The organism is Anaerobacillus sp., from assembly GCF_046314235.1.
Classification (GTDB): domain Bacteria; phylum Bacillota; class Bacilli; order Bacillales; family Anaerobacillaceae; genus Anaerobacillus.
Genome location: NZ_JBKBWN010000002.1, coordinates 167,440 through 186,807, shown reverse-complemented (window position 1 = coordinate 186,807; position 19,368 = coordinate 167,440). Strand labels below are relative to the sequence as shown.

At 37.8% G+C, this 19,368-nt stretch carries 16 protein-coding genes and 1 pseudogene; 7 read left to right on the top strand and 10 right to left on the bottom strand.

What is annotated here, in order from left to right; all coding sequences use genetic code 11:
• The first annotated feature begins 89 nt into the window (after positions 1-89).
• Positions 90-1,151 carry an AbrB family transcriptional regulator gene (locus ACK4M9_RS02955; protein ID WP_409847800.1) on the top strand — a complete coding sequence of 354 codons (1,062 nt, stop codon included), beginning with the start codon at positions 90-92 and terminating at the stop codon, positions 1,149-1,151.
• A 68-nt stretch (positions 1,152-1,219) separates the two neighbouring features.
• Here ACK4M9_RS02955 and ACK4M9_RS02950 read toward each other — a convergent pair.
• Positions 1,220-1,729: pseudogene (locus tag ACK4M9_RS02950) on the bottom strand (bile acid:sodium symporter family protein); the annotation flags it as partial.
• 391 nt (positions 1,730-2,120) lie between these two features.
• On the opposite strand from ACK4M9_RS02950, the gene ric reads away from it, so the two are divergent.
• Entirely contained in the window at positions 2,121-2,819 is a 699-nt protein-coding gene (gene ric, locus ACK4M9_RS02945; protein WP_409847797.1) for an iron-sulfur cluster repair di-iron protein, read from the top strand.
• Positions 2,820-3,065: 246 nt separating this feature from the next.
• Here the strand turns inward: ric and ACK4M9_RS02940 are convergent, their stop codons facing one another.
• The 7 genes from ACK4M9_RS02940 to ACK4M9_RS02910 all read right to left on the bottom strand — a co-directional run bounded on the left by ACK4M9_RS02940 (position 3,066) and on the right by ACK4M9_RS02910 (position 10,284).
• Positions 3,066-3,497 (bottom strand): hypothetical protein, encoded by a 432-nt coding sequence (locus ACK4M9_RS02940; RefSeq protein WP_409847795.1) that lies wholly within the window; start codon positions 3,495-3,497, stop codon positions 3,066-3,068.
• A 239-nt stretch (positions 3,498-3,736) separates the two neighbouring features.
• Positions 3,737-4,963, bottom strand: coding sequence for an anaerobic glycerol-3-phosphate dehydrogenase subunit C (locus tag ACK4M9_RS02935; protein ID WP_409847792.1), 1,227 nt, complete (start codon positions 4,961-4,963; stop codon positions 3,737-3,739).
• Positions 4,951-6,099 carry an FAD-binding protein gene (locus ACK4M9_RS02930; RefSeq protein ID WP_409847789.1) on the bottom strand — a complete coding sequence of 383 codons (1,149 nt, stop codon included), beginning with the start codon at positions 6,097-6,099 and terminating at the stop codon, positions 4,951-4,953. The genes ACK4M9_RS02935 and ACK4M9_RS02930 overlap by 13 nt, the downstream gene beginning before the upstream one ends.
• On the bottom strand, positions 6,092-7,711 hold the full coding sequence (gene glpA / locus ACK4M9_RS02925; protein ID WP_409847786.1) for an anaerobic glycerol-3-phosphate dehydrogenase subunit GlpA: 1,620 nt from the start codon (positions 7,709-7,711) through the stop codon (positions 6,092-6,094). Before glpA ends, ACK4M9_RS02930 begins: the two co-directional genes overlap by 8 nt.
• 228 nt (positions 7,712-7,939) lie before the next feature.
• Positions 7,940-8,656, bottom strand: coding sequence for a metallophosphoesterase family protein (locus tag ACK4M9_RS02920; RefSeq protein WP_409847783.1), 717 nt, complete (start codon positions 8,654-8,656; stop codon positions 7,940-7,942).
• 19 nt (positions 8,657-8,675) lie between these two features.
• Positions 8,676-9,677, bottom strand: coding sequence for an LLM class flavin-dependent oxidoreductase (locus tag ACK4M9_RS02915; protein ID WP_409847781.1), 1,002 nt, complete (start codon positions 9,675-9,677; stop codon positions 8,676-8,678).
• 361 nt (positions 9,678-10,038) lie between these two features.
• The gene (locus ACK4M9_RS02910; RefSeq protein ID WP_409847778.1) at positions 10,039-10,284 is read right to left on the bottom strand and encodes a hypothetical protein; all 246 of its coding nucleotides are present in this window, start codon (positions 10,282-10,284) and stop codon (positions 10,039-10,041) included.
• Between the two features lie 317 nt (positions 10,285-10,601).
• Between ACK4M9_RS02910 and ACK4M9_RS02905 the strand changes: the two genes are divergently transcribed.
• Positions 10,602-12,032, top strand: coding sequence for a serine hydrolase domain-containing protein (locus ACK4M9_RS02905; protein ID WP_409847775.1), 1,431 nt, complete (start codon positions 10,602-10,604; stop codon positions 12,030-12,032).
• Between the two features lie 55 nt (positions 12,033-12,087).
• Here ACK4M9_RS02905 and ACK4M9_RS02900 read toward each other — a convergent pair whose 3' ends face one another.
• Positions 12,088-14,439, bottom strand: coding sequence for an EAL domain-containing protein (locus ACK4M9_RS02900; protein ID WP_409847772.1), 2,352 nt, complete (start codon positions 14,437-14,439; stop codon positions 12,088-12,090).
• Between the two features lie 229 nt (positions 14,440-14,668).
• On the opposite strand from ACK4M9_RS02900, the gene ACK4M9_RS02895 reads away from it, so the two are divergent.
• The 4 genes from ACK4M9_RS02895 to ACK4M9_RS02880 are packed head-to-tail and all read left to right on the top strand — an operon-like array spanning position 14,669 to position 18,744.
• Positions 14,669-15,448: a carotenoid biosynthesis protein gene (locus ACK4M9_RS02895; RefSeq protein WP_409847769.1), complete on the top strand. Its 780-nt coding sequence runs from the start codon at positions 14,669-14,671 to the stop codon at positions 15,446-15,448.
• Positions 15,441-16,157 (top strand): lysophospholipid acyltransferase family protein, encoded by a 717-nt coding sequence (locus tag ACK4M9_RS02890; RefSeq protein ID WP_409847767.1) that lies wholly within the window; start codon positions 15,441-15,443, stop codon positions 16,155-16,157. The genes ACK4M9_RS02895 and ACK4M9_RS02890 overlap by 8 nt, the downstream gene beginning before the upstream one ends.
• An 11-nt stretch (positions 16,158-16,168) precedes the next feature.
• Positions 16,169-17,272 carry a glycosyltransferase family 2 protein gene (locus tag ACK4M9_RS02885; protein WP_409847764.1) on the top strand — a complete coding sequence of 368 codons (1,104 nt, stop codon included), beginning with the start codon at positions 16,169-16,171 and terminating at the stop codon, positions 17,270-17,272.
• Positions 17,269-18,744: a phytoene desaturase family protein gene (locus tag ACK4M9_RS02880; protein WP_409847761.1), complete on the top strand. Its 1,476-nt coding sequence runs from the start codon at positions 17,269-17,271 to the stop codon at positions 18,742-18,744. The genes ACK4M9_RS02885 and ACK4M9_RS02880 overlap by 4 nt, the downstream gene beginning before the upstream one ends.
• A 65-nt stretch (positions 18,745-18,809) precedes the next feature.
• On the opposite strand, the gene ACK4M9_RS02875 is transcribed toward ACK4M9_RS02880, so the two are convergent.
• Positions 18,810-19,217, bottom strand: a complete 408-nt coding sequence (locus tag ACK4M9_RS02875; protein ID WP_409847758.1) for an N-acetyltransferase — start codon at positions 19,215-19,217, stop codon at positions 18,810-18,812.
• Positions 19,218-19,368: the final 151 nt, after the last annotated feature.

Sequence of the window (19,368 nt, the reverse complement as noted above, 5' to 3'; positions counted from 1 at the left end):
ACATGAATCCGTTCATTTATTTGAATAGTTACTGTATAATATTATTTCGTAATACGAAAGTATTCGCGGTTTAAAAAGGAGTCCTTTATATGGAATATAAAAACGTGCAACGGTTCATTGAAACAACGCTTATCGGTTATTTAGGTGGTTATTTATTTAGTCTTGCTGATTTTCCTCTGCCATGGGTTTTAGGGGCATTAACCTTTGTTCTGCTATGGCAAGGTTTTACTAAGCGAAAAGCATTTTGGCCAAATCCTGTGAAACAAAGCGGATTTCTCATTCTTGGCATGTATTTTGGACTGTATTTCACAATCCAAACGTTCCTAACGATTGGGCCTTATATAATCCCTTATCTCTTCATGACGTTTGTACTAATATTTGCAAGCATATTTATCGCAACACTCGTAACAAAATGGGTTCAAGTCGATAAAGTTACGAGTGTGTTTGGTTCTATTCCTGGTGGTTTATCAGAAATGGTCCTTGCTAGTGAGGCACTAAACGCGAAAGCCTCATACGTTGTCATCTTTCAAACAGTTCGATTGTTGACTGTTTTATTTACCGTTCCAGCACTTATCGTCTTCTATTTTAATGAACAAGGGCAAGCAGCAAACTATCTCGTCACTGAAGAAGCTTTCGTTTTCGGAGGTATCAGTTATTTTTGGTATATAATTCCTATTTTCTTAGGAATACTCGTTCGTGATCGGATTCCAGCTGGCATCGTTGTTGCACCACTTGCAATCACAGCAGCGATGAATATTAGCGCTATCGACTTAGCAAGCATTCCTTCCGTTGTCCTCCTTTCTGCTCAAGTAGCAGTTGGAATTGGACTTGGAAAAAACATCTCGTTTGAAGACTTAAAATTAGGCGGGAAATACTGTCTTGTCTATTTCGGGGTCTCTCTCACTCTGATTGTTGTTTCATTTGGTTTAGGAGCAACCTTAGCTAATTTTACTTCATTAGATTTGGCAACAGCAATGTTAAGTATTGCCCCTGGTGGTTTAATTGAAATGGTCTTAACAGCCTCTACGGTTGGTGGAGATCCTGCTGTAGTTAGCGCCCTGCAACTAATCAGGATACTTGTGATCATTATCCTCGTTCCATCATTCTTAAAATGGTATTTTCGAAAGGATGTAAAAGAAAGGGCAGCGTGAGTTGTAGATGTTATCCACAGGTGCCTGGCACCATCTCTCACATAGGTGTGCTTGCACCATTGAATGGGCTATCCTGTTTTCACTGACTTCAGCTCTGCCTCTGTATTGGAAAAACGCTTCAGTAGCTGACCGAAAATAGAAGCTAATAATTGTTGAATGAGCATACATGATATTACCGGGATTGCTACAGGTGGCGGAAAAAATGTAATCGCGATTACGGCTCCAGCACTAATATTTCTCATTCCACAATTAAATGTTAACGCGACAATATCCTCATAATTCCAACGAAACAAATATTTAGCTGCCAAACCGCCAATTGTATAACCACTAAAAGCTAGTAATAACACTGGTACAATAATCGCAACTAATTTCCAACTGACATCTGCTAAAAAAGGCGCTACTGCAGCACTATTAATCGCAACGACGATTCCTAGGCCCACTTTGGTAAACGGGGCTAAATTTGGACTTAATGATGTCTTTACCTTCCCTCTTGTGAGTTGGTTAAGTAACATTCCAAGAACCGAAGGAAAGACGATCATCCAAAATAATCCGTTCATCATTCCCCACTGGTCGATTTCGACTGTTGATCCAACTAGGTGTTATCACAGGCATCATTTTCTCTAGAGTTCGATTGATTCGGAATAACATCGGCATGAGACCTTCTTTTCATTGATTTTCTATAGCATATAAGATAAAAGTGAAATTGAAAACTAATTTGAGGTAAAAAAAGAAGCAATTACACTCGTAATCACTTCCAAAACTTGCAAGTTAATTAAATCTAAAAATCAGCAGCAGGACCGAAGTCTTACATTTTTTTTGAGCCATTTTTCATTTGTTATGGGGAATAATAATCATGTTGCGATTAACAATTAAAGCTTAAATTTATTTTCCTCATTGTGACATTTGTCCTATTGAGACATTATTTATAGGATTATACTTAACTTATCAAAGAAAAGGAGTTGGTTCTAAATGAACGCAATTTTTAATAGCTCAACAAAAACTGGTGATATCGTTACAAAACTTCCTGCTGCAAGTAAGGTATTTAAAGAATATAAAATTGATTTTTGCTGCGGCGGAGATCGTCCGATTGGTGAAGTACTTCAAGCGAAAAAGCTTAACGAAGTAGAGATTTTAGAAAAGTTAAATGAACTGTATGCTACTAGTAATCGTACAGACGAAGTTAAATGGGAAGAAGCACCACTTGCCCAATTAGTGGACCATATCGTAAACAAATATCATGTCTATACGGCTGAAGTTCTTGGAGAACTACAAGCATTCGTAACAAAGGTCTACCGTGTCCATGGGCAAGATCATCCTCATTTACGTGACGTCTATCAAGCGTTCACAACGTTAAAAGGTGAAATGGAGCAACACTTAATAGATGAGGAACGTGATGTGTTCCCTCACATCGTAGCTTTTGACGAGACAAACTCAGCAGAGGAACTTGCAAAAGCGAAAGCTGAAATTACCAAGCTAGAAAGCGAGCACGAGGCAGTTGGCGATCTTTTGAAAAATATTCGTGAGTTCACAAATGACTATCAGTTGCCACCAGGAGCATGCAATACGTACCGCTTATCTTATTTAAAGCTTGAAGAATTAGAAACGATGACTCATGAGCATGTTCACTTAGAAAACAACATCTTATTCCCTCGTTTAATGAATGTTTAATATTTCATGCGATCCCCACTTTTCGTGGGGATTTTCTTGTTTTTGACTATTTTAATTAACATAAGTATATAGATTAACACAAAAAAAGCAGTAAGTGGCTACCATAATTAGAGCGTTACAAGCCTTCATCACTATTAATTAAAATTCCAATTTCTTAGAATTCATTTTTCTTTTGTCTATTCTAAAAAAAAGAAATGCCAGTATCAATACTCGGCATTTCCTACATCTAATTAGCTGAAACTTCTTTTACTTGAGGCTATTTACAATCGCATTTGCAGCTGCCTGTTTCACTTGAACTTCCTGTTGCGCTTGTTGCACTCTACTTTGAATTTGTTTTACGGTTTCCTGCTGCTGATGAAGCTGATAAAGTGCAGTTTGAAGTCGTTGATTTTCATCTAATAATGTTTGGTGCGCTTGTTTCACTTCTTGTTGCACTTGTTGCAAGTCTTCCGGCGTCGTACCCATTTGTGGTGGTTGTGGTGGTGGCATTATTGGAGTCGTTTTAACTTCAACTTCTAGGCTCGTATCCGTGTCAAACAACATTCCTCCCATCTCCACAAGTTCAGACTGTCTGATAATTTTATTTTGATTATCATTTATTTTCGTTGCATTTGATTGAACATTTTTGAACGCTTGTTCAAGCTCTTGTTGTCTTTCCTGTTTATTTTCTGGTTTCATTATAATTCCTCCAATGTTAGTGTTTAAGGAAACCTATCTTGTATTATATTGCTCAAGTTTTTCATTTCTATGCGAAACCTTGAAGTACAAGATATCACTAATGGAGCTTGCGAGAAGTTTCAGTGCACTTAGAGGAGATACTATTTGAACCACCGAGCAAGGTAGCAACTCCACCATAAAGCAGTGCTACAAAAGTCGATAAAAAATTTATTCTTCGTAGGAAAGTGACTAGTCTTGAATTAGCCTTGTTCTAAACCTTTGTTAGCTTTTTCATAAGCCTCTAACAACACTTCGATCGGATGCTTTACCGGCTTTACCGTTAGCTGATCAAGTTGATTTTTACACATCCCGCATTCTGTAACCGTGTAATCAGCATCAAGCTCGCTTACTGTATTAGCCATTTCTGCCCCTAACTGCATGGAAAGCTGGTACTTTTCTTCTTTAAAGCCAAAAGTTCCACACTGGCCACAGCAGCCAGCTGCGAGATCCTGAATTTCAAACCCTGGAATTAACTCTAAAATATCAATGGCAGGATTGCCGATACCTTGACCTTTAAGATGGCACGGGGCAAAATATCCCACTTCTACATTTAGAGTCCCAAAATTGACGTTCAATTCGTCTTGCTCATGTAATACACGTAAATACTCGTCAGCATCATAGACATGAGCGGCAAGTTCTTTTGCCTCTTCTGTATTTAGATAGGTGTTATATTCTTTTTTAAAGGCAAGGGTACAGCTCGAGCAAGTCATGACAATATCGTAGCCTTGACGTGTATAGTCAAGAAGACTATTAATGTTAAATGAGGCATTTTTTATTCCCTGTTTCATTTGCCCGTTTGCAAACATCGGTACACCACAACATTTTTGTTTTGGAATTGCAACTTCAATTCCATTAAACTTCATCACCTTCACAAAAGCATCAGCAACTTCTGGTGCGTTATACGTTGCATAACAACCGACAAAAAACGCTACCTTACGGTTTGTTGTAGCTTGCTTCTTTTGATAGCGACGTTTAAAATGATTAAATTTATAAACTGGAAATTGGCGGTTTGCCTCAATACCCAACACTAATTGCATCGCTTTCCTGGCAGGTCTTATATTCATCGTCAAATTTGTAATTGGCGCAAATAGTGATGCGAGTTTGCCAATCGTTTCAGCATTACTTAGGATATAGTCACGAAACTTTGTTCCATGCTGTTGGGCGTGGAGCGCTTTTGCTTGGGCTGTAAGTGTTGAAACATGTACATTCTCAGGACAAGAGGTATCACAAGTGCCACATAAAGTACATAGCTCAATCCGGTGATCGTCAATCAGTTCTTGGTTTGTGATCAATCGCCTAATCTCAGGGCCTAGATGCTTAGGACCGCCAAAATCTAAAGTTGAGCTTGAGATCGGGCAATTGACTGTACAGGCATGACATTTCAGACATTTTTCAAAGGTCGTTTCGTAAAGTGTTAGCTCATACATAATGACAACCCCCTTTCCAATTCAAATTTGTTAATTTGTGACATCGCCTCAAAACATGAAAAAATCGAATATATGCCGCCTGTAATTCCATTTTGCGTAACTGCAGTACCCAGAGCCCCCCCTACTGGATAAACATTTTCCGGTAACTGTCTATATACGCCGGTTTGATCAACTTCTAATTTAAGCGTTGTTTCCTTTAGCCCATCTGAGGTTACTTCAAGTCCACCACCTAAAATCCCACCTGTGGCAATGATCGTATGACGGCTTGCGATTTTTGAACTCCGGTTAGATGTGTGAACGGTTAAATCAGTAAGTATTCCAGAGTTGATTGTACAACCTCTTACCTCTGTATCCAAATAAAAACGAACACCTAATTTAACTGCTTCCTTTCGTAAAACTTCATAAAGGCGAACCGCAGTTGTGTTGGGAGGCAGTCCTGGTGCTTCAGTTATTTTGGTCTGTAATTCCGATTGAAATTGGTTAAATACCGCTTGCCAGTTTTTAAGCCCTAAACACGAAGGCATGATGAACAAGTCGATGTTTTCGAGCTTTTGAGCCGCTGTTTGTTTTATTATCTGGTTTAGACAATAAGCGCGCCAGTCTTTTTCATCTAAAATCCGAGCTGCATCTAGTTGGGTCAACGTCCGTTGTGAATGTTTTCCAAGGCTAATCTTCATCGTATGAATATTTAGATCTGGTCTGACCTTTTGGAGGTTCCCTTTGAGGAACTCAGGCTGAAAGTCAACAATCTCGTTAAAACCAACAATGACGATGTTACCTTTGTTCGGTATCGGAGTGATTGTTTCCGGGTAAAGAGCCGTCATTTTGATATGACCACTTGCAGTAACAATCGGTACTAGCCTATCTACTTCACCGTTATATGGATAATTGAGAATTTCGATTATCTCTTTAAATTGCTTTATCGATTCCCTAACTGGAAACTTTTCCAACTTAAAAAAAGCTAGCCATTCATCAAAATCTTTATTTGTGCCAGGTAATAAGTCCATCACGCCTGTTGATTGGAGGAGTTTTCCAGTTCCATTAGCAACTAATGCAACTTTTTTATGGTGCTTCTTAGCAATGATTGCCGAAAGTAGACCAGTAAAACCTTGACCAACGACTACAACATCATACATGAGCTTCTCCCTCCTCCTTCGCTCCTAATGAAACCCGGTAAAGTGTTTCCATCATCGTTAATTGTTTACTTGTTTGACCTGTGGCCACAACTGCCATTCCCTTAAGACGATTGTTAAGGGCATCATCTAATGCCCATTTGGCTTCTTCAACTGTTGCTAAGCCTTTTTCAACTGCTAAAGCTGCGACACGGTTGTTGCAGTAAGTCCCTTGGCATGGCCCCATCCCTAGACGGGTCCTGCGTCTTATATCATTTAAGTTAAAATGTCCCTCTGGGAATGCAGCTTTAATTTCTGCCCAAGTAATTTGTTCACATTCACAAATAACAATTCCATCATCGGGATCATTTTGTATTGAATGTTTTATCATCTCAGCATTAATTCCTGCCCATTGCCCTAACTTAGTTTTAGCAGCAGGAGCAATATTTGTATCCTTGAAAAATTCTGTGGCATCACGGTGCGATACTTCAACTTCATGAGTCGTACAGCGAGCATTTACTCCAAGTTTGCTACAGACGAGATCCACGGTTTTTTCGGCCATATAACGAAACGTTGTTAATTTCCCACCGGTAATCGTGATGAAACCATCTAAGCCATCACGTACAGAATGATCTAAGAGTGCCATTCCCCGCGTCACATTTCTACCACTACTGTCAGCCTCCGCAGCTTCTTGGTAAAGAGGTCGACTTCCGCTAAAAGCACGGATCATTCTTAATTCCTTTAACCGCGGAATTAAGGCACTACCTTCCTTCAGCATCTCTTCAAGTTCTTCGCGATGTAATGAGAAATCTTCAGGGTTATCTACGTTTTTTCCAGTTGTACCGAAAATCGTGACATTATGAGCTGGGACGAAAATATCTGCATCTCCTGGTAAACGTAACCTGTTAATCACCTGTTTGTTAATACGGTGGTTCATAACGGTTAGTAATCCCTTATTGTTGATCAAATTTATTGGAACCTCAGCAAGAGCTGCGACTTTTTCTCCCCACGGCCCCGCTGCATTTATCACGAGATTAGCAAAAATATCAGTTGTCTCACCAGTGTATTGATTTTGAACAGTCACACTATTTATCGTGTTTCCAACTCGATTTATCGCAATGACTTCACTGTATGTGAAAACTTTTGCACCGCGTCTAATGGCATCAGTAGCAACATCAATAGAAAGTGTAAACGGATCAATCGCCCCATCGGGAACGTGAAAAACGGCTTGAACATCTTTACTTAAATAAGGCTCCTGCTTGAATGCTTCCGAAAGTGGAATTTCAGTAACTGGAATCCCTACTCTTTTACATGCGTTTACCCATTTCTCTACATAAGAGTCCTCATCTTCAGGTACCTTTGCAAAAATTCCACCGGTTGCCTCGATCGCCCTAGGTACTGTTTTCTTTAAAATGAGATTTTCACGGTAGCTTTCGATTGCAGTTTCCTCGTCGCGAACCACATAACGTGCCCCAGAATGAAGTAAGCCATGATTCCTTGATGATGTTCCATGAACAAGATCTTTTTTCTCAACTAAAATTGCATTTAATCCTCGCAATGCTAAATCACGCAATATTCCTACACCAGTCACTCCGCCACCGATGACAACAACATCTGTTTCTATTTTTTGTCCCATGAAGTTCTCTCCTCACTTAGCTTTAGGAATACGAGAATATACAAAAAGCCATAAAAACCCACGAGGATATTTTCATATCCCATGAGTTTTTATGGCTTTCTCCAATTCTCCGGCCAAATATTATCTTACTTAAATTTTACCATGAAAAAAAAATGATAGTCGGCAAGAAATTGGCAAAATCGTGACAGCTACTATAAAGATTAATACCATTCTCTCCTTAAGCTGATACTATCTTGCACCATTTATGATAATCCTGCTCATCATTTCGATGTTCGGGTAGTCTTCTTGTTCATAAAGTTCGAGCACGCGCGACTTATCGTAATCGACCCGCTCTAATGAGGTTCGAATTCGCCCAGACTGGACTTCAACAATCGCATAAGAAGCTTTTGCTATACCATCAAAAGGTAAGCCTACACTCCCGGTGTTTATTAAAATTTTTCCGTTAATGTATCTTATATAAGGAAGGTGAATATGACCATAAACAAACAGTTGAGCATCATTAGTCATAAGCTCTTTTTCAATGATCGCATCTTCTGTGTTAGGAAGAATAATATCAAACAAGCTAGTAGGAGTAGCGTGAAAAATGGTCGTTTTCACATCTTCAAGCTCTAAAGTTAACGAGTGAGGTAAACTTTGTAAATAGTCGATGTCAGCTTTGTTTAATTTTGTTAATCCCCAATCACGTTCTTCGTTCATTAACGCTAATACACTATCAGGAACTTCGCCTTGTTGAACCCCGCGCACTAGCCACTCATCAGCATTACCTTTAATAACATCTGTCTGTAAAGACCTTACGATATCTAGACATTTCTTAGGTTCGGGACCACGGTAGGCGATATCGCCAAGAACAACAATTTTATCAACAGCTTGTTTTTCAATGTCTTGCAAAACAGCTTCAAGTGCAACGGCATTGCCGTGAATATCTGATATAAACGCAATTTTCATGTCATGTTCCTCCTCTTGACTATTTTCCTAATTCACTGACGATTTCATAGGACCGCAAACGGTCCGCATGGTTATATACATGACTACTAATGATAAATTCATCGGCATCAGTTTCTCTTAAAAAGTCTTGAAGATTCTCTTTGACGTTCTCTGAATTGCCGATCATCGTTGTTTTCAACTGTTGTTGGACGAGCATCTTTTCGTAAGGTGTCCAAATTTGATCCATTGATTCTACTGGTGGCTTTAACGTAGTTGGTGTTCTTCGAATTAGGTTTAAAAATGCTTGCTGCTGTGAAGTCGCCAACCAATGCGCCTTATGATCTTCATCGGCAGCAATAACATTAATCGCGACCATGACATAAGGCTTATCAAGAACTGCTGAAGCTTGGAAACTATCTCGATAAAGCTTTAGCGCGGGCATCGTATTTTCAGGAGAAAAGTGACTTGCAAAAGCAAACGGTAAACCAAGTTGCCCAGCTAGTCGTGCACTAAAGCCACTAGAGCCTAATAAATAGATTGGGATGTCTAACCCCTGACCAGGAACGGCTCTAACCCCACCTTGGTTTTCTGGTAAAAAATACGACCGTAATTCTTCTAGTTGTTGCGGAAATTCTTCCCCTGTTTGTCCACCTCGTCGTAGTGCCAAGGACGTCAATTGATCACTGCCTGGTGCCCTACCTAGTCCAAGGTCAATTCTGTTAGGATATAGCGACTCCAGTGTTCCAAACTGTTCAGCAACAACTAAAGGGGCGTGATTTGGTAACATAATTCCCCCAGAGCCAATTCTCATTGTCGACGTTCCAGCTGCTAGATAACCAATAAGAATAGATGTTGCAGAGCTAGCAATCCCTGGCATATTATGATGCTCAGCAACCCAATAACGGTAGTAGCCCCATTTTTCTACGTGTTGAGCTAAATCCAAACTGTTATGAAATGCATCAGCAGCATGACTCCCCTCGGAAATCGGAGCTAGGTCAAGAACTGAAAACCGAATGTCTGATAGTTTTTTTTGATTTTCCATATGAACCACCTTTTATCGTTCTGTTTGTGATGCATCGCCTTCCTCTAGGATGGTTACTCGAAGGCCTCTTTTGGTTCTTCTATATAAGCCATGGGGGAAGCACCTGTTAACTTCAATAAACCGTCTTTATTTATGTTTGAATTCCCCTTCAAAGCTTGTCCAAAAATAGAAAAGCCTGGCTTATCGCCAAGCTTTTAGGCGTCCGCCTTTATGATAAAATAGACCGTCAAATATACTACTAAATTGGTCTGAAAATATTTACGTGTACTTATAATTATTTTAATTTCTTCTCTTTCAAGGATTAATATACCATTCTAGGCAAGTTGTTGTAAAAGAATTACTTCCCAACTTTCCTTTTTTTCTATCGTCTCATCGGGAACTCATTCTCTTGAAATTCAGGAAACTGGTACTTTTTTAATAGTTCATTATTCCAAGATTGATGCTCGCGCTCAACTTTATTAATCTCAGCTTTTGCTTCATTAAATAAGAAGTTTCCTTGAAAGGTACCATTTACGTAAATATCACAGCGATTATTACCTCGATAAAACAAATTAATAGTTGAACCATTAATATTACTTACGTACGTGCCATTCGCTAATCTAATCATCACGCTTCACCTACTTTTTTTAATATGTTTCATAGCGGAGTCTGAAAATCTACCTCGTCTTATAAAAAACATATTCAAGGTGACAACTTTTCATGTTAGGTTACGGTTTTTTTGTTATGAGAAATGTAAGGAGAGTATAATCAACTCGTTTTTTCTTAATATTCATAAATAATTCACAATAATAATCAGAGGATTATATTTCCAACATTATACTATATTAGTAGCGTAGAAGCGGATGATTGAATAAATGGAACAAAGAGTTTTTTTATTATGGCCGATTGCATTAACTAAATTTATCTGGAAGGGACTGTCTAATTATGAGATATAAGAACAAAATGTTATTTACGAAGGTTACATGTGGATTACTAATTAGCTTCTTGCTTTTTCATTTCTTAACTACAGAAGCTTCTTCTACTAACCTATCAACCGAGGATGTATTAGATCAATACATAAATGATAGAATTAAAAAACTAGGGGTTCCCGGTATGTCAGTTGCGATCTCTCATAAAGGTGAACTGATTTATAGCCAAAGTTTTGGTGAGGAGATTACTAAAGAAACGCGATTTTATATCGGTTCTACGTCTAAGACCTTCACGGCCCTTGCTGTGATGCAGCTTGTCGAGCAAGGTAAGATTGACCTTGACCACAGTGTATCTACTTATTTAGACGATTTTACAGTTTCGAATAAAATAACCGTTCGAAACCTCTTGCATCATCTTAGTGGTATGACTGAACTTGATTATATTTCTAGCCTCCCACCGCATGTGGGGTTTTCAGATTTAATCGAGGATATGAATAAGATGTCTTTAACCTACGAACCAGGAGAGCAATTTGCTTATTTTAACCCTAATTATAGTTTGCTAGGTGCTATTATTGAAAGCGTTAGTGGACAAAGCTATATCGAGTATATCGAGGACCAAATCATTAACCCCCTTGGCCTTGAACACACCTCGGTAAAAGGCGAAGTTGATACACCAGGACATTTATCGTTTTTTGGTTTCTCTATTCAGCGTAATGAACCACATATTCAGTACGATCTTCCTGCAGGATTTATAACCTCTACATCCGAAGATTTAGTACGTTTTCTTGAAGCGTTACGAATGAAACAGCCTACCGTGGGAGTTTCTTCAGAAGCGATTGAGGAGATGATGTCAGGTCATCCTTTTTATGGAATGGGATTAATAATTAGTGATATTGCAGGTCGCCCGGCTGTTCATCATGGTGGATCTCTACCGGGATACACATCAAATGCAATCATGCTTGTAGAAGATGATTACAGCATCGCCTTTTTAATAAACAAAAATCATTTGTTAAACGGACTTGTTTTCTACCCTGATTTAACCAATGGAATTGTATCAATTTTAACAGATCAGGAACCTCCTTCAAGGGTCAATTATTTTTGGATTTATCGTTTACTCATTATTTTATTTGCAGCGACTTTTATTTACAACATGATCAAAGCCGGAAACATGATTTTCCGTCCAGTACAAAAAACAGTTCGACAGAGGTTAACGGCTGGAATAGTAAATTCGGCTATCGCAGTTGCAATGATCATTTTGATCCCATTTGTAGTACCCTTGATCATGCAAAGAGGAATGACATGGGAGCTCGCATTTTTCCTTGCACCAGACATGATTGCGTGGTTGTTTTTAGCAATAGTCATCCATTTTTTAGAATCCACTATTCACTTTGGTTTTATTATTAAACATTATTTTAAGACTAAGAAGGCTATTTCCAAAGCTTCATAATTTGCAAATAAAAGGCTGTTCCATAAGTGTAAGTACACCCTGGAACAGCCTCCTTTTATTTATTTAAGCGTTCTAATGTTTTGATTAGTAGTTCGAGTTTTTCGGGACGACCGAAATAAAATCCTTGGACGATATCGCATTCCTTTGCCCTCAGAAACTCAAGTTGTTCTAATGTTTCTACACCTTCAGCCGTAATTGAAAGTTTCATTTTATGTGCTAGCTCGATAAGTCCTTCGACTAACTTTCCGTCTTTTTCATTTTCGGCAATACCACTAATAAACGACCGATCAATCTTAATTGAATCTACAGGAAGTTTTTTTAGGTAAGTAAAGGATGAAAAACTTGTTCCAAAATCATCAATCGCAATTGTAATTCCTGATTTTTTTAATGAATTTAAAATATAAACTGCTTTGTTTGGGTCTGTCATTAATGTCGTTTCAGTGATTTCAAATTCGATAAATTTAGGATCAAGTCCACTCTCATTAATCGCTTTAATAATACAATCCTCTAATGCGGGATCAAGAAATTGCTTTGGCGATAAATTAATCGCAACACGTAATTCTGGGTAATTCTTCTGTAGTTCTTTAAGATCAGTACAAACTTGCTTAATGACAAATTTACCTAAATCTATGATTAATCCCGATTCTTCAGCAATCGGAATAAATTCAGCTGGGCTAATCATTCCCATTGATGGATGTACCCAACGAATGAGTGCTTCTAATTCAATCGGCTTCCCTTTTAAATGGATTTTTGGTTGGTATGCGACATGAAAGTGATTTTGTTTTAAGGAAATCTGTAGCTCAGATTCAATTTTATATTTTCTTGCAAAGAACTCTTGCATTTCATGTGAATAATAAATCACTTGCCGTGCACCTTGAATTTTAGCAAGCGTCATTGCTTTCATGGAATTCAAGTATAACTGTTCAGCGTTACTGCCGTGGTTAGGATAATTGCTAATCGAGATCGAAGCGGTAATATGAATCGGTCCTTGATCTGTTTCAAAATGATTATTTAGGACTTCCTGGACTTCGACAATAAACGAATTAATTGACTGATCTCCTGGAAGGATAACGACGAATTCATCTCCATTAATTCTCCCTATAAAATCCGAACCAATTAATGACTTGAGACGGTTCGCAAATTCAATAAATACTAAGTCAGCGTTCGCTGTCCCTAGTAAATCATTCACCAACTTGAATTTGTCAATATCAAAAAGAATAAAATGAAATGGTTCTCTTGAACTAATTTGACTATCTATCACTTTGTCTAGAGACTTTCGATTATATAGACCAGTGAGAGAATCATAATGTTCTAAGAAAACTAACTCCTCTTTAATCGCGAGTTGGTTTGTAATGTCGGTACATGAATATAGGGTGATTTTCTCTTTATTAAGAAACACATCTGATTTTTTTAACGTTACATACAAAAGCTTACCGTTTGGGGTGTTGATTGTCGCTACATCCCCGTCCTTTAGAAAAGAACCTATTTCTTCTTTAATAAAGCTAGAGATTTTTTCACCAACGATCTCCTCTTCAGTTGTTTCAAGCAGTTGCATTCCAGCTTTATTTACAAAATTGACTTCATCACCTTTAACTAGAACAATCATTTGTGGCGAAAGTTCAATCAATCGTTTGTAGCGATCTTCCACCTCTTTATTATTAACAATGATTTCTCGCTCTGCTGTAATGTCTTTTAAGATGTAATAAAATCCTAACGATCGTTCGTTAACGATAATCGGTATCCTTTTTACTAGAGCAATAAGTGACTTATGACTTAACTCCAGTAAAACTTCTTCTTCTATTGGGGAAGTAGTTGATTCCCCCTTAAAAATAGCTAGAGATAAGAATAGTTCGTAAATATTTTGATTGATTACTTGATTTTCTATCATCGAAAAATGATTAATAAATGCTTCGTTAACCATTTGAATATTTCCAAAAACATCTGTGGCAATAATCGCATCGTTATTATAAGCAAACAGGGAATGAAAACGCTCTTTTTGTTCAGTTACCTCATTCTTTTTCATTTCAAGCTCTGTAACATCTTTAGTGAAAGCGATGACATACTGCTCGTCATTAATGTCGAATGGAATTAACGTTGTTTCTGCTCGTCTGATTTCGTCGCTCTCTTTTAAATTCATCTGATCGATAAATTGAACGGGCTGTCCGCTTGAAATGGCATGAGTATATTGATCGTGCAACCAAGTGGCAACCTCTCCGTTATAGACATCCTGGATGCTTTGTCCCAGCGCATGATCTGATAGATTGGCAAGCTGTTTGGCAGTGTCACTAAATTGGATGTATTCGAACCTTTTATCTTTTCGAAACTTCATAATAAAAACAATGTCAAACAGTTTAGCCATTGCTCCAAATAAATGCGGTAGTTCTAATGAGTCTCGTTTATATTGCATCTCGCATCTCTCCAAGTAAAATCAACGAATGTACCTAATAACTGTAAAAAGTTGATAAATCATTTTGGTCCTAATTTTTAATTTTTAAAAATTTTTATAACTTTTTTGTTTAACCAATAAAAATACTACTTTCAGCGAATACCACTATATTATACCTGAGCATTTCATTTTAATAAATAGAATAGTTGATATACAATACATATACAAAACATAAACAAAGAGGTGCGTCATGGACGTTAAAAAATATGTATTCCGGCTTTTTATTTTCTGGTATGTAGTTGGTGTGTTCTTACTTTTGTTTGATTTATTACCGCCAATGCTCGAATGGGCAAATGCAGTCTTTTTAATTTTAGCAGGTATTCTCGGTGCAATCTATTTTACCGCTAATTACTCAAAAGCTAAAGGTTTTTTTCTTAGTTTCTTTATTATTTCAACAACCATTTTTGTCGAATGGCTAGGCGTCGAGTTCGGTTTGTTCTTTGGTCATTACGACTATAACTCCGATTTTGGTTGGAAGATCGCAGGTGTCCCGATTGCGATAGGCTTTGCTTGGTTAATGGTCATCAGTACGACTCATGTATTGGCAAAGCAGATCACCAACTTCCTGCACATGAAAAATAAAATTATTTTAGGTTTTTTCTACGCTTTGATTGGAGGATTAGCTGCGGTTGTCGTAGATTTAGTGATTGATCCGGTTGCTTTCCATGTAAAACAATATTGGCTTTGGCACGATGGTGGCTTTTATTATGAAATACCTTTCTCTAACTTTGCTGGCTGGTTTATCCTAGCGTTCTTCCTTCATGTATTTGTTTATCTTGTATTACGAAACGATTGGCAACTTGATCGAAACTTAGATTGGAAAAAGAAAATGGTTGTAGTCAACGTCCTTATCATCTTGATGTTTGTCATTTTAGCGTTTCAAGGAAAACTACTACTATCTGCTTTCATAACACTAGCAGCTACTATCACATTGATAGCTTTATATCGAAAGGCCAATTATTATGATTGAAGCTAGGAAAAGTCCTTTTTTTTCACAGATCTTTCACTATTATAATCGTCGACTATTAAAAAAGAGCTTTCACCATCTTTACTTAAATCAACAGACTGACCCCATCGCTACTAGTCCGACTTTGTACATTATTAATCATAGTAGTTGGTGGGACGGTTTAATTACCTTTTACTTAACGAAAACCGTTATTGAACAAGATTGCTATGCGATGATGACCGAGCAAGGCTTAACGTCATTTCCTTTCTTTCGAAAAATAGGTGGGTATTCCATCAATAAAGACAATCCTAAAGACGTTATCAAATCACTTGCTTATACAAAAAAACTATTAAAATTGGCCAAGGGTGTCTGGATTTTCCCGCAAGGAAAAGAAGAACACCTCGAAAAGCGTCCACTCCTTTTCCAGTCGGGTGTCTCGCGTCTAATTACACAAGTACCGGATTTAACGGTCATCCCAATTACCTTTTATTATACTTTTTTACATGACCAGCACCCTGAAGTGTTTATTACGATTGGCGAAAAGCTTCCACGTAGCACCCTTGACAGTTTTAGCTCAAAACAAGAGATGACTCACTATCTTGAGCAAGTTGTCACTGACCAATTAGATAGACAAAAGCACGAAATCATAACCGCGCAATTTGATCAGTACGAAATTCTTTTGCGTGGCAATCGAACGGTTAGTGAAAAGTTTCAAGACTTCTTCGGAAAATAGAGGTGTAATTGATGGTCATTTTTTTAATCGTATCTTTCTTGCTTTTTGTTACTTGGACAGTCATTAATAGTTTTTTCATGCCAAGTTTACCAGTAAATCCATCTCTTTCAAAACAACCACTTGTTTCAATTTTAGTTCCTTTACGAAATGAGGAAGGGAATGTTGAAGGACTCATTAATAGTTTAAAACAATTAACATATCCAAATTTAGAAGTGTTTTTGTTAGATGATCATTCTACAGATCAAACCTATGACTTACTCGTTGAACATACAAAAGAGTTAACTCACTTCCATGTCATTGAAGGTGCCCCCCTCCCTCCTACTTGGGTTGGGAAGGTATTTGGTTGCCACCAGTTAAGCCAACTGGCAAGTGGAGATTACTTATTATTTATTGATGCAGATGCCAGGCTTGAAAAAGCAACAATTGAAGCGACACTGTCATTAGCAAGACAACAGGACGCCGCTCTAGTGACAGGTTTTCCTCGCTTTCCGACGAAATCCTTTCTCGGCAACCTCCTGGTACCAATGCAGCACTTTGTTGTATATTTCCATCTTCCATTAATGATGGCCAACTACACAAAGAAGTCCGCCTTTACTGCAGCACATGGAGCTTTCATGTTTTTTGAAAAGAATAGCTACAGACGGATTAATGGTCACTTTTCAGTAAAATCTTCGTTAGTTGAGGATGTCGAAATTACTAAATTGATTAAAAAAGAAAATATGCAAGCTGTATTGGCGAATGTAACTGAATATGTAAGCTGCTATATGTATGATATAAGCAAAGATGTCTGGCATGGTTTTACCAAAAATATATTTCCAGGCTTAGGGCGCTCTTATCCTTTAGCAATTTCTGTGGTGATTTTTTATGCTATTTTTTATGTATTTCCAATTTTCCTTAGTGTTTATGGCGTTTTAAGCATGCAATGGTTATTTGTCTTACCGCTAATACTCTCTGTCTTACAAAGACTGTGGATCGATCGAAAGGCTCAGCAGCGACTGCCCTTATTTCTTTACATGCCCTTTTCTGCTATTAGTCTGATCATCATTTTAATTGCTTCAATGCTCAAAAATCTTTCAAAAAAAGGTTATCAATGGAAAGGTAGGAATTACTCTTGAAGAAAACAGTCGTGGTTATTGGGGCCGGTCTCGGGGGGCTTTCTGCAGCAATTTCTTTAGCGAATAAAGGATTCGCTGTAAAAATGTATGAGAAAAACAATCATGTTGGCGGAAAGCTTCTCAGTGTTAAATCAGGTTCCTATACCTTTGATTTTGGCCCGAACACAATCACGATGCCGCATGTTTTTCAAGCGTTCATTGCTAATACTGGAGCAAACCCCGATGATTATTTCTCGTTTGTTAAACTTGGCGTCCATACACGAAATCATTTTTCAGATGGCTCAAGTTTTGAGATGAGCTCTAACAAGGAAGCGGTTATTGAGCAACTAAAGCAATTAGATCCTTTTGCAGCAAAAAGGTTTCCTGCATATTTAATGGAAACAAAACGAATTTACAATCTAGCCAATCAACATTTCTTTTACCGAAATTTTAGGAGTTGGAAGGATTATTTGGCTCCAAGCCTTGCGAAAGCGTTTATGCAAGTACGTCCTTTACAGTCGTTGGATCAATTTCATCGAAACTATTTTCAAAACGAGGAAGTGCTAAAGGCCTTTAATCGCTACGCTACTTATATTGGCTCCTCTCCTTACTTAACGCCGGCAACGTTTTCGCTTATTTCTCATCTTGAGTTAGAGGATGGTGTTTATTTTGCAAAAGATGGAAATCATACGATTGCAACTGGATTAGCAAGACGTGCCAAAGAGCTGGGGGTTGAATTTTATTTAAATACTGGAGTAAAGAAAATTCTAGCAACTAAAAACAAGGCAACAGCAATTCTTCTCGAAAATGGCCAGCAAATCAAAGCTGATTACATTGTCGCAAACGGTGACCTTATTTCTTCTTATCAGAATTTGATTGCTGAGAAGGACCGTCGGCATTTTTCCAATAAAAAAATTGCAAAGGTGGAACCGTCGATTTCTGCTTTTGTCATATTAGTTGGATTAAAAAGGCGGTTACCTAATCTCATCCACCATCAAGTCTACTTTAGTGACGAGTATGAGGCAGAATTTCAGGACATTTTCCGTGATGGACGCTATAGTGATGATCCAACGATTTATATTTGCAACTCTTCTCATACAGATCAAACACGTTCACCTGACGGCGATAATCTATTTATCTTAGTAAATGCACCAGCGCTAAAAAACGACGGTAGTCTGCAAATAGATCCTGAACTATATAAACAACGTATTTATACGATATTAGAAAATAAGGGCCTAGCACTGAAGGGTGATATTGTCTTTGAAGAAGTCATTACGCCACTTGATATTCAACAGCGATTCTCAGCTTTTCGAGGTGCTTTGTACGGATTAGCCTCAAACGGCTTACTCAATTCTTTTTTACGACCAGCCAACCGCTCGAAGGATATTAAAAATCTATTTTTCTGTGGGGGCTCAACGCATCCTGGCGGCGGATCGCCAATGGTTGTAATTAGCGGTCAAAATGTCGCCAGGATGATCGCTGAATTTGAGTAAATCACAAAATAAAAAAGGAGTTGTCGTAGCAACTCCTTCACTATAAGGTTCAGTTCAATCAAATTTCAATTAGTAACGGTGTTCGTCATAGATTTATTGTCTTCAAAGTCAGGTTTTCGATAAGAAATGCGAGCATCCGTTGTCGCTAATACAAATTCGGTATTTTTAATATCGGGGTGATCCAATATGCATTCCATTAACCATTGATCTAAGTCATTATCACAATACGTTTTTTCAACAACTACATCCGAAACCCAGGAAAAGACCGTTTTATCCGTGACAACTCTTGCAAAGCCGATTTGTACCCCATGATGGTATACTCCGAAAGAAAGTGAATTGATCACACTTTTGGCAATTGAATCTCTTGTTCGGTTTGAAGCCAAATCAGATGTTGAAATTAACGAATAGACAGCGTTTAAATCAATCATTGATTTGTCATCACTTACTATATATTCTTCTTTAACCCACTCCACCTTAATCCCCCCAGATACTATACATTTAAATTTAATGTTATTAAATTTTCTTTCTAGTATTGGATCCTTTGTTGAAATTGCGTCATTATTTAGAAAAAATCTATCAAATATTATTTTAACATATAATCCCAAAAACGACATAAATATTTTC